Source organism: Xanthomonas sp. D-99 (genome assembly GCF_017746145.1).
In the GTDB taxonomy this organism is placed as follows: domain Bacteria; phylum Pseudomonadota; class Gammaproteobacteria; order Xanthomonadales; family Xanthomonadaceae; genus Xanthomonas; species Xanthomonas cissicola.
Window position 1 is genome coordinate 23,543 of the sequence record NZ_JAGHWU010000009.1, and the last position, 14,914, is coordinate 38,456.

Genomic DNA, 14,914 nt, shown 5'->3' on the forward strand with positions numbered 1-14,914 from the left:
GGAGAGAGAGCTAATGAATTGCAAGTCCAACAAGCTGCGCGATGCAGTTGTCCTCGCGCTTGTCGTGGGTGTGGGCGGTACCGGTACCGCCATCGCCCAGGAAGCCGGCACTACCAATCTCGACAAGATCGAGGTGACGGGTTCGCGCATCCGCCAGGTCGATAGCGAGACAGCCCAGCCGGTGCTGCTGATCAGCAGGGATCAGATCGAAAAGCAGGGCTTCAAGTCGGTTGCGGACATCCTGCAGAACATTCCGACCGCGGGCTCGCCGGCCATCAGCCGTACCTCGCCGCTGAGCTCCGGCGAAAACGTCGGTGGTTACTACATCGACCTGCGCAACCTGGGTGCCAACCGTACCTTGGTCCTGGTTGACGGTCACCGCCTCGGCATCACCAACGGCGGCCTGCAGGACGTTGCCTCGATCCCGGCCGTCATGGTTGAGCGCATCGAAGTCCTGAAGGACGGCGCATCCACGATCTACGGTTCCGACGCGATTGCAGGCGTGATCAACATCATCACCCGCAAGGATTTCGAAGGCGCCGAAGCGAACGTCTACATTGGCCAGTGGGGCCAGGGCGACGGTCAGCGCGACGTGTACGACTTCACGATGGGCTTCCGTGGTGATCGCGGCTCGCTGACCGCCGGCGTCGAATACACCAACGAAGACCCGGTCTGGGCACGTAACCGCTGGTTCAGCCGCGCCCGATTCCCGACTGGGGAAAAGACCGATCCGCGTCCGGGCGGTCTTTCGGGAACCACTGAATTTGGTCGTTTTGCTTATACCAATGCTGCAGGCGGCACCTCGACGCGCACGCTGCGCCGCGACGTTGCTGGGCTGGATCCGGCTGACTTTTCCAGCTATCGCGCGCTAAACGGCACCGACACCTCCAATCCCTCGCTGGCATCCACGGTCTACAGCGGCATCAAGCGCAAATCGGCGTTCCTCAATGGGCACTTCGATTTCACCGACAATGTCGCGTTCGACACCAGCGTTCTGTACACCGACCGCGAGTCGTTCGCACAGAATGCCGGCTATCCGATGCAGAGCGCCAATTTCAACCTGAGCAACGGCGGCCTGTCCATCGACAGCGTCTTCAATCCGCTGGGCAATCAGGCGACCGGCACGCTGCCTGCAGGCGTCGCCCCGCAGGCTGTTCAATATGTGCGGCGTGGCTGGGAAGTTCCGCGCGAAGTTCAGAACAATCTGACCACCTCGCGATTCACGGGCAAGTTTAGCGGCAATTTCAATTTCGGCGAGAAATACTGGGATTGGGAAGCGGGCTTCCTTTACAACCAGAATAAAGGCACGCAGATCAGCACGGGTAATCTCAATACCTATGCCGTCGGCCAGGCCACCGGTCCGTCCTTCATCAATTCCGAGGGTGTGGCACAGTGCGGCACCGCCGCGAACCCGATTACCCTCGGCTCCGGCCCCGGGGCATGCACGCCCTGGAATCCGCTGGTTCCGTTCGGCTACAACGCGCCGAACGGCTTGAACGACCCCAACGTCCAGGCTTACCTGTATCAGCCCGGCCAGGCGCTGTCCGAAACCACCACCAAGAACTACTTCGCAAGCGTTTCCGGCATCCTGGCCTCGCTGCCGGCCGGCGACCTGGGCGTGGCGGTTGGCGTGGAACGTCGCGAAGAAACCGGCTCGTTCTCGCCAGATGCACTCGCACAGACGGGTATCTCGACGGATCTGGCCGCCGGCCCGACCCGCGGTGGCTACAACCTCAACGAAGTCTATGCCGAGTTGCAGGTTCCGTTGCTGGCGGACCTTCCCGGCGCCAAGGAATTGAGCGTCACGCTGGCAACGCGTTATTCGGATTATGACACCTTCGGCAATACGACCAACAGCAAGTTCGGATTCAAGTGGAAGCCGTTCGAGTCTGTGCTGGTGCGTGGTACATGGTCGGAAGGTTTCCGCGCGCCGACCGTTGCAGACTTGTTCGGCGGCCTGTCGCAGAGCTTCGAGAACTACACCGATCCGTGCGATACCTCGTTCGGCCCGGCTGCCGGCAATGCACGCTGCCTGGCTGATGTGCCGGCAGGTTTCCGTCAGCTCAATGCGTCGGGTGTCGCTCCCGCACCGGGCCCTGGCGAACAGACGAATGTGCCGTTCGTGTCCGGCTCGACTCCCACGCTGACCCCGGAAACCTCGACCTCCAAGACGCTTGGCCTGGTGTGGAGCCCCGGTTTCATCACCGGCCTCAACGCCTCGCTGGATTGGTGGAATATCCGCATCGAAAACACCATCGTTGGCGACACGCCGACCGACCTGCTGGACGATTGCTACCTGCGCGGTATCGAGTCGCGTTGCGTGGGCTTTACCCGTAACGCAGCGGGCAACATCACCAGCTTGTCGTTCGGCCTGCGCAATGCCGGCTATGTTGAGACCGAAGGCTTCGACTTCGATCTGAATTATCGCTTCGAGACGCAGTGGGGCAACTTCACCACATCGCTGTTGAACACCTACGTGTCCAAGAACGAACTGAAGGCCGACAACACCAGCAATCCGCCAAGCCAGCAGAACGGATTCGGCGGCAACTTCCGCGTCCGCTCCAACCTTTCGGTGAACTGGCAGTGGGACGATTGGTCTGTGACCTGGAGCGCGCGTTACTACTCGCGTACCAAGGAGCGTTGCTTCGCCGCCGATCGCTGCAGCCTGCCTGACTTCACTGCTCCCGAGTTCCAGGGCGCAACTGTTGGCATGAACGAGCTCGGCTCCAATACTTTCCACGATCTGCAAGTGGCTTATGCCCTTCCGTGGAACGCAACGGTCGCCGTCGGTGCGAACAACATCTTCGAACACTATTCGGCACCCGCTTATGGCCAGCCCAACTCCGGCTACTCCTATTACGGTGGCTACGACATTGGTCGCTTCATGTACATGAAGTATCAGCAGCGTTTCTGATTTAAAACTGGAACAAAGTAAGTTATGAAAAAACGGCCCCAAGGGGCCGTTTTTTTGTTGGCGAGCGCCAAGATTCGAACAGAAAAATCCGTTTGCCTTACACCAACATAGTCAGCTCACCCCGGAATCAACGTCTGGATCACATGCTCGACGTAGGCTTCGAAATCTTCCCGGGCTGGCTTGGGCTGCTGCAATTGCAGTGAGAGTTGCAGGAAGCCGACGTAGGCGGCGTAGGCCAAGCGGGCACGATGCTGGGCATCGGTACGGGTAAGGCCGGCCTGGCGGAACGAGGCGATGAGGTAATCGAGGCGACGTTGGGACACGCGATCGATGACCGGGCGTACGGCCGGGTGATCGAGTGCTTTGAGCAGTTCGCTATAGATAACGTGCGGTTTGACTTCGTGGGCAACCAGCTGGAACAAGGCGCGCAAGCGGGCGCTGGGGTCGGGCACGTCTTCCAGGCTGCCGAACACTTCCTTTTGCTCGAAGATTTCCCAGCGCTCAAGGGCGGCCTGCAGCAGGGCGTCGCGCGAGGGGAAGTGCCAGTAGAAGCTGCCTTTGGTGACGCCGAGCCGGCGCGCCAGGGGCTCGACTGCAACCGCGCCCACCCCTTGTTCGGCGATCAGGTCGAGCGCGGCCTGTGCCCAATCGTCCGCGCTGAGGCGATTGCCGCGACCGGAGCTGGCGCGGGGCGTGGTGGGGCTAGAGTCGATGGTGTCGTTCATACCGCGATTTAACCATACGCTTGTGTCAGTTGCAGTATGCATCACGAAATTGACATATCAGCGCCATGATTCCGTGGCCTAACCGTCCATACGATTGAGTATTGACAGCCGCCATCGCGCATCCATACCATTAAGTATGGTCATCTCACCCTCTAGCCTCGCCTCAGCTGCGTCCTTGTCCAGCGTCAACGCTGGCGATGCAGTGCTCGCGGTGTCGATGCGGGGGGGCGAACATGCGCCGTCGGTAGTGTTCGCGCATGGGTTTGGACAGACCCGACATGCCTGGGAAGCCACTGCCACGACGCTGGCTGAAAAGGGCTACCGCACCCTGTCGTACGACGCACGCGGGCATGGCGATTCCAGCGCCAATGCGGCGGACCAGCCCTACTCGGCAACGCAGTTCACCGACGATCTGATCGTGCTGGCCGGCGAGCAGCCCCAGCCACCGGTGTTGGTTGCTGCGTCGATGGGGGGCTTGTTCGGGCTACTGGCCGAAGCGCGGTGGCCGGGCCTGTTTCGTGCCATCGTGCTGGTCGACATCACACCACGCTGGGATACCACGGGTGTGGAGCGCATCCTGCGCTTCATGACCGCGCATCCGGACGGCTTTGCATCGCTGGATGCGGCCGCCGATGCGATTGCCGCCTACCTGCCGCATCGGCCGCGCAAAACGCCGGGCCAACTGCAGGCATTGCTGCGGCAGCGTACCGATGGGCGTTGGCGCTGGCATTGGGATCCACGCCTGGTCGACGAACTGGCCGGCCAGGATGCCCAGCTCCAGCAGCATGCATTGCTGGAAGCGGCAGCACAGGTGCGTTGCCCGATGCTGCTCATCAGCGGCGGACGCAGCGATCTAGTGACACCAGCCAACATCGCCGAATTCCTCTCCATCGCGCCGCATGCGCAGCATGTGCATCTGCCCGATGCCACGCACATGCTGGCAGGCGACGACAACACCACGTTTACCGCCACCGTGTTGCATTATCTGGACGCACTGCCGGCGGCTTGCACCATCGCAGCGTCCAACACTACCGAGCATGTCACTGGAGCAAGACCATGAGCATCATTGCACCGTTCCTCCTCGTCGTCCTGGCGGCGGGTATCGCTGCCTACCACCGGATGCGCCTTGCCACGTGGGTTGCGATCAGCGCCTGTGTGCTGGTGGCGTGCTGGCTGCTGGGCGCCAATCTCACCGCCACCATCGTGGCCGCCGCGCTGGTGGTACTGATCTCCGCACCAGTGTTGCTGCCGTTCCTGCGCAAGCCGCTGCTGACCACGCCGCTGATGGGCTTCTTCCGCAAGGTGCTGCCGCCGCTGTCGCAGACCGAGCGCATCGCACTGGAAACCGGTTCGGTCGGCTTCGAAGGCGAGCTGTTCACCGGCGATCCGGATTGGCAGAAGCTGCTGAACTATCCCAAGCCGCAACTCACCGCCGAAGAGCAGGCCTTCCTGGATGGCCCGGTGGAAGAGCTGTGCAAGATGATCAACGACTGGGAAATCACCCACGTCCACGCCGACCTGCCGCCAGAGCTGTGGGACTTCATCAAGAAGAACAAGTTCTTCGGCATGATCATTCCCAAGCAGTACGGCGGCCTGGGTTTCAGCGCGCTGGCGCACCACAAGGTGATCCAGAAGCTGTCCTCGATCTCCAGCGTGGTCAGCTCCACCGTTGGCGTGCCCAACTCGCTCGGCCCCGGTGAGCTGTTGCTGCATTACGGCACCCCCGAACAGAAGGACTACTACCTGCCGCGGCTGGCGGTCGGTGCGGAAGTGCCGTGCTTCGGCCTGACTGGTCCGTTCGCCGGCTCCGATGCCACCTCGATTCCCGATTACGGCATCGTTTGCAAGGGCGAATGGAATGGCGCCAATGTGCTGGGCGTCAAGCTGACCTTCGACAAGCGCTACATCACCCTGGCACCGGTCGCCTCGCTGATCGGCCTGGCGTTCCGCGCCTACGATCCGGATGGTCTGATTGGCGACAAAAAGGACATCGGCATCACCCTGGCGCTGCTGCCGCGCGAAACTCCGGGCGTGGAAATCGGCCGCCGCCATTTCCCGTTGAATTCGCCGTTCCAGAATGGCCCGATCCACGGTGAAGAGGTGTTCATCCCGCTGAGCCAGCTGATCGGTGGCGTGGAGATGGTCGGCAAGGGCTGGAACATGCTCAACGAGTGTCTGGCTGTTGGCCGTTCGATCACCCTGCCCTCCACCGCCAGCGGCGGCAGCAAGGCCGCAGCGGTGGTCACCGGTGCGTATGCGCGTATCCGCAAGCAATTCGGCCTGTCGGTGGGCCGTTTCGAGGGCGTGGAAGAAGCGCTGGCCCGTATCGGCGGCAAGGCCTATGCGATCAGTGCGCTGTCGCAGGCCACGGCCGCGGCGGTGGATCGCGGCGATGTGCCGTCGGTGCCGTCGGCGATTGCCAAGTACCACTGCACCACCATGGGCCGCGAAGTGGTCAGCGACATGATGGACGTGATCGGCGGCAAGGGCATCATCCTGGGGCCCCGCAACTTCGCCGGCCGCGCCTGGCAGGCCGCGCCGATCGGCGTGACCGTGGAAGGCGCCAACATCATGACCCGCAGCCTGCTGATCTTCGGCCAGGGCGCCATCCTGTGCCATCCCTGGGTGTTGAAGGAGATGCAGGCCGCGCAGGATCCCGACACCCGTCGTGGTCTGGAGCAGTTCGACCAGAGCCTGTTCGGTCATATCCGCTTCGGCATTTCCAACGCGGTGCGCTCGTTCTGGTTCGGCCTGACCGGTGCGCGTCTCGGTGCGGCGCCGGGCGATGCGTATACCCGTCGCTTCTTCCGCAAGCTGGATCGCTATTCGGCCAACCTGGCCTTGATGGCCGACGTGTCGATGCTGATGCTGGGCGGCAAGTTGAAGTTCAAGGAGTCGCTGTCCGGTCGCTTGGGCGATGTGCTGAGCCATATCTACATGACCAGCGCGATCCTCAAGCGCTATCACGACGAGGGCGCACCGGCGAGCGACCAGCCGCTGCTGGCCTGGGCCTTCCACGACAGCGTGCACAAGATCGAAACCGCGCTGTCGGCGGCGCTACGCAACTTCCCGATCCGCCCGGTGGGCTGGTTGATGTGGGTGCTGATCTTCCCGTTGGGCCGTCGCGCCGAAGCGCCTGGCGATCGCCTGGGCCATCGCGTGGCTTCGCTGTTGATGACGCCCAACGAGGCGCGCGACCGTCTGGCCAAGGGCGTGTTCCTGACGCCGTGCGCCAACAATCCGGGCGGCCGTATCGCCAGCTACCTGACCAAGGCGGTGATGGCCGAACCGGTGGAGCGCAAGTTCCTGAAGGCGCTCAAGACCAAGGGCATCGAAGCGCTGGATTTCCCGGCGCAGCTGGACGAAGCCGTGGCCGAAGGCGTGATCAGCATGGAAGAGCGCAAGCTGCTGGAGGAGCTGCGGGAGATCATGATGGACACCATCACCGTGGACGACTTCGATCCGCATGAATTGCGTGCGGCCAGCTTCTACGACAAGCCGCAGATGCAACAGCCACGCGAAGCCGCGTAAGGCATAAAGCTGGGGCGAGAATAGACACGGCGGGCTTCGGCCCGCCGTTGTTGTTTGTGGAGATGGGTCTTGTCAGCAGCATGCTGCCTGCAGCTTCATCGGCTGCGGTCTTCGCGGCAGAACGCGCGCACCGGCGGCGCGACCTGTCGGCCGGCTATCGAATGAGCACGTGCTAGGGGCGAACGCGTGCGAGAGTCGCGCACGTCACACGCCGGCAGCAGCCAGGCGCTGAGGCTACAGAACAAGAGCTCATCGCAGCCATGCCCCACTCCTGCGTGTAGCGAACCTGCAGCGAACAACTGCCGCAGCTGGATCAGAACGGCAGCCACACCAGCGCCAAGGCGATCAACGCCGGCAGCGCCTGCACGAAGAAGATCCGGCGGTTGACGCTGTAGGCGCCGTAGCAACCTGCCACCACCACGCAGACCAGGAAGAAGCTCAGCACGTCGGGGCGGGCGGCCAGTGCGCCCCAGAGCAGGCCCGCGGCAAGGAAGCCGTTGTAGAGCCCCTGGTTGGCCGCCAGCACGCGGGTGGCCTGCGCCTTCTCAAGGCTATTGCGGAAGGTCTTCAAGCCCAGCGGATGCGTCCACAGCACCATTTCCAATACCAGGATGTAGACGTGCAACAGTGCGATGCACAGGCCGGCAATGATGGCAAGCAGGGACATGGCAGACCGCCTCGACAAATGGTGCCGCCAGCATAGCCGCGATTGCGGTCGCTCTGTTCGGCACACCTGCACTACCGAGCTGGTGAGTGCGCTTCTGGCGCTGCCAGAGTGAGAGAAGCAGTCCGTCTGCGTGGTCGATGCCAAGCGCCAAGCTGCATCTGCCACGTGTGCTGTGGCGGTGCTTACTCGGAAACGCGCTTGTCCGTCTCCACGTCGCGCTCGACGGGCAGCTTGCGCGCTTGGCGCAACAAGCCGAACGCGCCGACCGTCATGCCGGTCGCCACGACCAGGCCGACGCCGAACACCGCGCTGGAGCCGAACGCAGAGACCAGCTTGTGCACCCAAACGAAGGTGAGATCGCCACCGCGATAGACCACCGTGTCGATTGCGGCGCCAGCCTTGTAGCGCCACTCGCGATTTACCCGCGTGTACAGCGTTTCGCGCGCAGGCTTGGCCAGTGCGAATTCGCTGGAGCGGGTAATCACCTGCACGATCGCAATCATCATCGGCAACGGCGACGCCGCCAAAGCCGCGTAACCCAGCATGATTGCCACGCCCGGGATCAACAACGCCGGCGCGATGCCAAAGCGCGACAGCAACGCCCGCGTCACCAGCAGTTGCAGCACCAGCGCCAGCGCATTGATCGCCAGGTCGATGCTGGAGTAATAGGCGGTGGCCGCCGCTGCATCGGTGTAAAGCCGCCGCACCAGCGCCGCCTGCTCGTTGTAGAGCAAGGTCCCCACGCCCACGCCGAACAACACCATGAAGGCCAGCCAGCGCAACAGCGGTTCACGCACGATCAGCTTGAGGCCGCCGAGTACATCGCCGCCCATTGGCACTTCGCCAGAACTGAGCTGGCCCTCCTGTTCGCGCGCAACGGCCCACAGCCGCAGGCGCAGCACGCAGACCACGCATACCGCCAGAAACCCGGCCGACACCAACATCAGATGCGCGATGCCAATACGTTCGACCAGTACGCGCGTCAGGACCGGACCCAGAAACGCGCCCAGCGTGCCTGCCGCGCCGATATAGCCGTAGTAGCTACGTGCCTGGGCATTGCTGAAGACATCAGCCATGAAACTCCAGAACACCGCCACCGCAAACAGGTTGAAGACGGTCACCCACAAGAAGAACGCCATGCCACGGCCCGGCACGCCGCTGTCGAACAGCACGTAGAACAGCAGCAGGGTCGCGATGAAGAAGCCGTACACCCCCGGCAGGAACACCCGCCGCGGATAGCGGCTGACCAGGGCGCCGTAGACCGGTTGCAGCAACACCATGATCAGGAAGGTGCAGGTAAACAGCACCTGCAGCGTGAAGTCCTTCAGCGGCACACCGTGCGCGGCGAAGAACGCGATCATGCCAGCGGGAAAGAGTGCCTCTACATCGGCCGAGGCGCCCATCGCTTCGCGCACCGGACGCAACACGTAGTAACCGCTGAGCAGACAAAAGAAGTAAAGAAACGACCACGCCAGTGGTGGCGAGCTACGCAGTGCCGCGCGCAAACGGCCAGCCGCAGATCGCGGCGCAGAGGGGCTGGTCATGAGGTAACGGCCGCTCGCACAAGCGGGCCCGACAGAAAAAACATGGCAACGGCAGCACTTGTGAAGGAAGCGCGCAAGTTAGCCGATGCGAGGCAGCGCCACCAGCGACCAGTTGCTGGACACTGCGGCCCGGGTGCCCTCCGCGCCGGCACGCTGCTTGCAACTCGTCTTGCACCAAGCCGTGGCACCGCTTCGGCGGCACCGGAATCCTCGAATGCTGAATCTAAAATCATCAATAGGATCAATGCGATGCCCATTCATCTTCCGGCAGTTTGTGCTATTGCAAAGCGCGGCGCTAGAATCGCCGGAGGCAGCGGAACAGGCGGGACAACCATGACAGAAATGCGCACGCGCCGACGGTTCCGACCGTTGGCTATCGGGCTGTTCGGGGCGTTATTGCCCCTGGCCCTCTCATCCACCGCGCAGACACCCGCGCCCACCGCCACTGCGTTGCAGGCGGCCACTGTGGCGCAGTCGCCCACCGCACCGCTGCCCTATCGCACTTCGCTGCCGGCCAACCAGGTGCTGGCACCTGCTGCCGGTTTCGATGTGGCGGCATTCGAATCGATGGCCGACCAGCTGACCTACGGCAACCGGGTGCCCGGGATGGCAATGGCCATCGTGCAGGGCGGCAAGGTGCTCAGCGCGCGCGGCTATGGCGTCACCGATGTCAATCATCCGCAGGCGGTCGATGGCCATACGGTGTTTCGCCTGGCCTCGCTGTCCAAAGCCTTCGCCGGCACCATGGCCGGCCTGCTGGTCAACGATGGCGTGCTGCGCTGGGACAGCAAGGTGGTCGACTATGTGCCCGGCTTCCAGCTCAGCGACAACGCCGCCACCCGTCAACTCACCGTGGCCGAAGTGCTCAGCCATCGCGTCGGCCTGACCCGCAACGCCTACGACCGCGATATCGAATCCAACGTCGATTACTACTCGCTCAGCCATAAGCTGGCTGCTGCGCCGCTGCGTTGCGCACCGGGCGATTGCTACGCGTATCAAAACGTCGCCTTCAGCCTGGTTGGCGATGTGGTGTTCGCCGCATCGGGCAGCTTCTACGAGCAATCGGTAGAGCGTCGCATCTTCAAGCCGCTGGGCATGAACGACGCCAGCATGGGGCTGGCCGGTATCCAGGCGAGCCCGCACTGGGCACGTCCGCATGTGCGCAGCCGCAATGGCTGGGTCTCGCTGACGCCCAAGCCCACCTACTACCGTCTGGCGCCCGCTGCGGGCGTCAACGCCAGCGCCAGTGACATGGCGCAGTGGCTGCTCGCGCACACCGGCCATCGCACCGATGTGCTGCCTGCGCCGCTGTTGGCGACGCTGCACGCGCCGTTGATTTCCACGCCGGGCGAAATGCGTTCGGGCTGGCGCCACGAGCGCGTGGACGCGGCCAGCTATGCGCTGGGCTGGCGCGTGTTCGATTACGCCGGCCATCAAGTGGTGTTCCATGCCGGCGCGGTGCAAGGTTATCGCGGTTTGGTCGCACTGCTGCCGGAGCGCGACCTGGGTGTTGCGATCCTGTGGAACGGCGAAAGCGGCCTGCCCTCGGGCATGCTGCCGACCATCCTGGATCGCGCGCTCGGCCTGCCGGCCAAGCGCTGGCTGGACATCGACGTGGACGGCGACTTCGGCAGCGAGAACATGCTGGCAGAAAAACCCGACCCGGCTGGCAAGGGTGCGTCTTCCGGCAAGTCGGTGGCCTCGCCGCGCTGAGTGGACCTCGTGCACTGACCTCGTGTCGGTGACGTCGGCAAAGGCGGCTTCGGCCGCCTTCGTTGTTTCTGTGTCTCCGACGCGCGTTGCTCGGCTAGCGAAGGCATGCCTGCCTGGCGCGCAAAGAGCAAGGCCGTGGATGCGCACTACGCCGGCATTGTCTGGCTGCCGTAAACACCCCTTGCCACCAACGTTGCGGCTGAGCCGATCTGTTCGGCGTACCGAAGTGGAAGCACCGGCAGTCGGCTCTGGAGTCTCGCGGCTTGGTTCTCCCAAAGGTCTCTGCCTTCCGACCTGCTGCATTGCCGGCACGCCATCAGGTCAGGCAGCGGTGGCGTGCTGTCCTCGAGCCATCGTGCGAAGGCATCGACAACTGTCCAAGTTGGCCGGCAAAGTCAGAATGATCCCGCGGCGGCATCTGCACTGCCGACCGGTACGCGCGCCTGGCGGCACAATGCCGCAAACTTGAATGAGCGACGTTGTTCGGCCGGCAACACCTACGCCGTTTGCGGACTGGCAACGCGCAGCCTCGCACCGAGCGCGCCAGCGCCAGGCACATAAAAAAGCTCCCGCCCCGCTGGGCGTCGGGGAGAGAGCTCGATGTTTACGGCGATCGGGTATTACAAGATCAGATCAGCGGTGCCGGGGTTGCGGGCAGCGCGACCGGAGCGGCCTTCTTCTTGCGAACGGCCGGCTTCTTCTTGGCGACCTTCTTCACGGCAGGCTTCTTGGTAGCGGTCTTCTTGGTGGCGGACTTCTTGGTCGCCTTCTTCGCTACTGCCTTTTTGGCGGTCTTCTTGACGGCTTTCTTGGCGGTCTTCTTGGCGGCAGCCTTCTTGGTCGCCTTCTTTGCAGTCTTCTTCACTGCCTTCTTGGCGGCCGTCTTCTTGGTTGCCTTCTTCGCAGTCTTCTTTACTGCCTTCTTGGCGGTCGCCTTCTTTGCAGTCTTCTTGACGGCCTTCTTGGCAGCAGTCTTCTTTACTGCCTTCTTGGCGGTTGCCTTTTTGGCGACCTTCTTGACTGCCTTCTTGGCGGCAGTCTTCTTCACTGCCTTTTTGGCAGTGGGTTTCTTTTTCGCAGCTTTTGCAGTGGCCATGTAATTGGCTCCTCGTCAGTGAACTATGGAGGTGAAACGCCCAGTTGAACCAAACCCCGCGACGGCATGCCGTCGTCGGGAACCGTCCGCAGATGATGCGCGACGGAACGGATACAGAAACACCCGCATCGAACAGCGACACGGGTGCGTAGTCGGAACGACAACTGCTTTCTTGGAGAGAAGCGGACCCGACTCCACCGTGGTTAGCGCTTCGGTGGACATCCGGAACAAGCTTGTCGGCGTGATGTCGATTCTGCTCACTCTCTTCCGCAGCAATGTCTGCTGGGCGAAACCTAATCACGCTTTTTTTTACTGTCAACACTCTTTTGCAATTTTTTTCTACCCACCGTCGCTGCGTGCCATGTCCGCGCCAGCGAATCACCCCGCGCGCGGGCGTACCGGTCCAACCGAGAAGCGCGCTCGCCCAACAGCGTTTTCAAAAAAGCACTTCTTTTCCGCTGTTTTTTTTAATTCGTGCGCTTGCACGCCTGCCCGAACACTTCGACCGCACGGCAGCGAAGCCGATGCGACGGCATGGCTTGCCGCCTGTCCGCCAGCTGAAAATTTTTTATCCAACGGCTGCACTTCCGACGTCGCATGAGCAGAAATGCGCAAACTTATTGAGCGCCTGGAGCGTCGTGCATGCAGCCACGCGCACCGACTGCGGCATCCATCGCGTGCGCTAGCGGATGATCGGGCAAGGCGACATGCACAAAATTTTTTCACCGGGCGCACGCCAAACCCTCACGAACGACTCACGTCAGAAATCCGGCGCAGTGCAGGTGGGCGAGCAGTGGACGCGCGTCGGACCGTTGCTGTCGACGTACCGCATCGACATGCGCCAGCACCATCGCGATCCCCGACCGACGTTCCCCTTTCTCCGATTTCGCTGGCGGCTTGCGCGGCATCGCTGCACCAAGATACGCATCACCGACAGAAGGCGTGCTCAAAAAAAAATGGCCGCTCTATGAGCGGCCATCGGATGCCGGCGTCAACGACACCTGATCAGTGATCGTCGTCTTCGAGCAGCTCGGCATAATCGTCCGGGTCCAGCAGGTCGTTGAGCTGTTCCTTGTCGTCGATCTCGACGACGAAGATCCAGCCTTCGCCGTAGGCGTCTTCGTTGATGGTTTCCGGCTTGTCGCTCAACGCGCTGTTGACCTCGACGACGGTGCCGCTGACCGGGCTGTAGACGTCGGAGGCAGCCTTGACCGATTCCACTACCGCAGCGCCGTTGCCGACCTGCACGGTGTCGCCGACGCCCGGCAGTTCGACGTAAACCAGGTCACCCAGCAAGCCCTGCGCGTGGTCGGAAATGCCGACGGTCACGCGACCGTTGCTTTCGACGCGGGCCCACTCGTGGGATTTGAGGAACTTGAGGTCGCCAGGGATCTCGCTCATGGGTGTGCTCCGGGAAAGATGATGGTTGGGGACAGGTGGCTAGTTTAGACCGCGCGACAAGACAGGTGCACGCACGGCGGTGTGGCGATGGCGATCCGGACGCGTGCGCAGCGCCGCGCACGGCATACATGGCGCTACACGATTCAGTCGCCGAGCACGCCGGGCTGTGCCTGGCCATCGCGCACGAACGGAAACTTCACTGCTCTCAACGGCACCTGCTTGCCGCGGATGTCCACCCGCAGCGGCTCGATGCTGCCGGCCGGCACGCGCGCGAAGGCGATCGCCTTGCCCAGCGTCGGCGAGAACGTGCCGGACAGGATCTCGCCTTCGCCGCTGGCGGTGAGCACGGTCTGGCCATGCCGCAACACGCCCTTCTCGTCCATCACCACACCGATCAGCTGACGCGGTGCGCCCTGCGCCTTTTGATATTCGAGCACGCTGCGACCGATGAAGTCGCGTCCTTCGTCCAGGGCGATCGTCCAGGCCAGCCCTGCCTCGTATGGGGTGACGCCATCGTCCATGTCCTGCCCGTAAAGATTCATGCCCGCTTCCAGTCGCAGGGTGTCGCGTGCGCCCAGGCCGGCCGGCTTGACGCCCTGCGCGAGCAACGCATTCCAGAATGCGACGGCGGCCTGCTGCGGCAACACGATTTCGAAACCGTCTTCGCCGGTGTAGCCGGTGCGCGCAAGAAACAACTCGATGCCATCGCGCGAACGCGTCTGCAGCGCGGCGAACCGGCCGAGCTTGCTCGCCGCTGCGGTGTCGGCAGGGTCGAGCAGGTCGATGACCTTGGTACGCGCGCTGGGACCTTGCACGGCAATCATGGCGAAGTCGCTGCGCTCTTCGACGCGCACGTCGAAGCGCGCGGCCTGCTCGCCGATCCACTGCAGGTCCTTCTCGCGGGTGGCGGCGTTGACCACCAGACGGAAGAAGTCTTCTGCCATGTAATAGACGATGAGGTCGTCGATCACCCCACCCTGCGGATTGAGCATGCAGGTGTACAGCGCCTTGCCGGCGACCTTGAGCTTGTCCACCGAGTTGGCGAGCAGGTAGCGCAGGAACTCGCGCACGCGCGCGCCGTGCAGGTCGACCACCGTCATGTGGCTGACGTCGAACATGCCGGCGTCGCGACGCACCTGGTGGTGCTCGTCCAGTTGCGAGCCGTAGTGGATCGGCATGTCCCAGCCGCCGAAGTCGACCATCTTGGCGCCAAGCGCACGATGGGTGTCGTTGAGGATGGTCTTCTGGGTCATGTGCGCCGTTCCAAGGAAAGACGGCCATTATCGCCATCCTTTCACGCTTGGGGGAACGACATACCGCTGT

Annotated in this window: 12 protein-coding genes; 7 read left to right on the forward strand and 5 right to left on the reverse strand. The window is 62.9% G+C overall.

Going from position 1 to position 14,914, the window contains the following annotated elements; genetic code table 11:
- Positions 1–13 precede the first annotated feature (13 nt).
- Positions 14–2,914 (forward strand): TonB-dependent receptor, encoded by a 2,901-nt coding sequence (locus tag J7360_RS04485; protein ID WP_209033378.1) that lies wholly within the window; start codon positions 14–16, stop codon positions 2,912–2,914.
- 116 nt (positions 2,915–3,030) lie between these two features.
- Here J7360_RS04485 and J7360_RS04490 read toward each other — a convergent pair whose 3' ends face one another.
- On the reverse strand, positions 3,031–3,639 hold the full coding sequence (locus J7360_RS04490) for a TetR/AcrR family transcriptional regulator (RefSeq protein WP_022558782.1): 609 nt from the start codon (positions 3,637–3,639) through the stop codon (positions 3,031–3,033).
- Between the two features lie 136 nt (positions 3,640–3,775).
- Between J7360_RS04490 and J7360_RS04495 the strand changes: the two genes are divergently transcribed.
- Together J7360_RS04495 and J7360_RS04500 are read left to right on the forward strand one after the other, a co-directional pair.
- Positions 3,776–4,699: an alpha/beta hydrolase gene (locus tag J7360_RS04495; RefSeq protein WP_007967971.1), complete on the forward strand. Its 924-nt coding sequence runs from the start codon at positions 3,776–3,778 to the stop codon at positions 4,697–4,699.
- Entirely contained in the window at positions 4,696–7,170 is a 2,475-nt protein-coding gene (locus J7360_RS04500; RefSeq protein WP_022558781.1) for an acyl-CoA dehydrogenase, read from the forward strand. The genes J7360_RS04495 and J7360_RS04500 overlap by 4 nt, the downstream gene beginning before the upstream one ends.
- Before the next feature lie 313 nt (positions 7,171–7,483).
- On the opposite strand, the gene J7360_RS04505 is transcribed toward J7360_RS04500, so the two are convergent.
- On the reverse strand, positions 7,484–7,837 hold the full coding sequence (locus J7360_RS04505) for a DUF1304 domain-containing protein (protein ID WP_007967975.1): 354 nt from the start codon (positions 7,835–7,837) through the stop codon (positions 7,484–7,486).
- 182 nt (positions 7,838–8,019) lie between these two features.
- Positions 8,020–9,381: an MFS transporter gene (locus J7360_RS04510; RefSeq protein ID WP_022558779.1), complete on the reverse strand. Its 1,362-nt coding sequence runs from the start codon at positions 9,379–9,381 to the stop codon at positions 8,020–8,022.
- A gap of 369 nt (positions 9,382–9,750) precedes the next feature.
- Between J7360_RS04510 and J7360_RS04515 the strand changes: the two genes are divergently transcribed.
- The 4 genes from J7360_RS04515 to J7360_RS04530 all read left to right on the forward strand — a co-directional run bounded on the left by J7360_RS04515 (position 9,751) and on the right by J7360_RS04530 (position 13,161).
- A complete protein-coding gene (locus J7360_RS04515) occupies positions 9,751–11,094 on the forward strand; it encodes a serine hydrolase domain-containing protein (RefSeq protein WP_172955852.1) in 1,344 nt (447 codons plus the stop codon).
- 680 nt (positions 11,095–11,774) lie between these two features.
- Positions 11,775–12,194, forward strand: coding sequence for a hypothetical protein (locus J7360_RS21300; RefSeq protein ID WP_033481673.1), 420 nt, complete (start codon positions 11,775–11,777; stop codon positions 12,192–12,194).
- 322 nt (positions 12,195–12,516) lie between these two features.
- Entirely contained in the window at positions 12,517–12,876 is a 360-nt protein-coding gene (locus tag J7360_RS04525) for a hypothetical protein (protein WP_209033382.1), read from the forward strand.
- A gap of 21 nt (positions 12,877–12,897) precedes the next feature.
- Entirely contained in the window at positions 12,898–13,161 is a 264-nt protein-coding gene (locus J7360_RS04530; RefSeq protein WP_209033339.1) for a hypothetical protein, read from the forward strand.
- Between the two features lie 34 nt (positions 13,162–13,195).
- Here J7360_RS04530 and gcvH read toward each other — a convergent pair whose 3' ends face one another.
- Positions 13,196–13,591 carry a glycine cleavage system protein GcvH gene (gene gcvH, locus J7360_RS04535; protein WP_003482419.1) on the reverse strand — a complete coding sequence of 132 codons (396 nt, stop codon included), beginning with the start codon at positions 13,589–13,591 and terminating at the stop codon, positions 13,196–13,198.
- A 143-nt stretch (positions 13,592–13,734) separates the two neighbouring features.
- The gene (gene gcvT / locus J7360_RS04540) at positions 13,735–14,844 is read right to left on the reverse strand and encodes a glycine cleavage system aminomethyltransferase GcvT (protein ID WP_022558774.1); all 1,110 of its coding nucleotides are present in this window, start codon (positions 14,842–14,844) and stop codon (positions 13,735–13,737) included.
- Between the last annotated feature and the right edge of the window lie 70 nt (positions 14,845–14,914).

Coding starts and splice junctions, on each gene's coding strand:
- J7360_RS04530 (WP_209033339.1), top strand. CDS start 12,898: ATGCACAAAATTTTTTCACCGGGCGCACGCCAAACCCTCACGAACGAC.
- J7360_RS04505 (WP_007967975.1), bottom strand. CDS start 7,837: ATGTCCCTGCTTGCCATCATTGCCGGCCTGTGCATCGCACTGTTGCAC.
- J7360_RS04500 (WP_022558781.1), top strand. CDS start 4,696: ATGAGCATCATTGCACCGTTCCTCCTCGTCGTCCTGGCGGCGGGTATC.
- J7360_RS04510 (WP_022558779.1), bottom strand. CDS start 9,381: ATGACCAGCCCCTCTGCGCCGCGATCTGCGGCTGGCCGTTTGCGCGCG.
- J7360_RS04485 (WP_209033378.1), top strand. CDS start 14: ATGAATTGCAAGTCCAACAAGCTGCGCGATGCAGTTGTCCTCGCGCTT.
- J7360_RS04490 (WP_022558782.1), bottom strand. CDS start 3,639: ATGAACGACACCATCGACTCTAGCCCCACCACGCCCCGCGCCAGCTCC.
- gcvH (WP_003482419.1), bottom strand. CDS start 13,591: ATGAGCGAGATCCCTGGCGACCTCAAGTTCCTCAAATCCCACGAGTGG.
- gcvT (WP_022558774.1), bottom strand. CDS start 14,844: ATGACCCAGAAGACCATCCTCAACGACACCCATCGTGCGCTTGGCGCC.
- J7360_RS04495 (WP_007967971.1), top strand. CDS start 3,776: ATGGTCATCTCACCCTCTAGCCTCGCCTCAGCTGCGTCCTTGTCCAGC.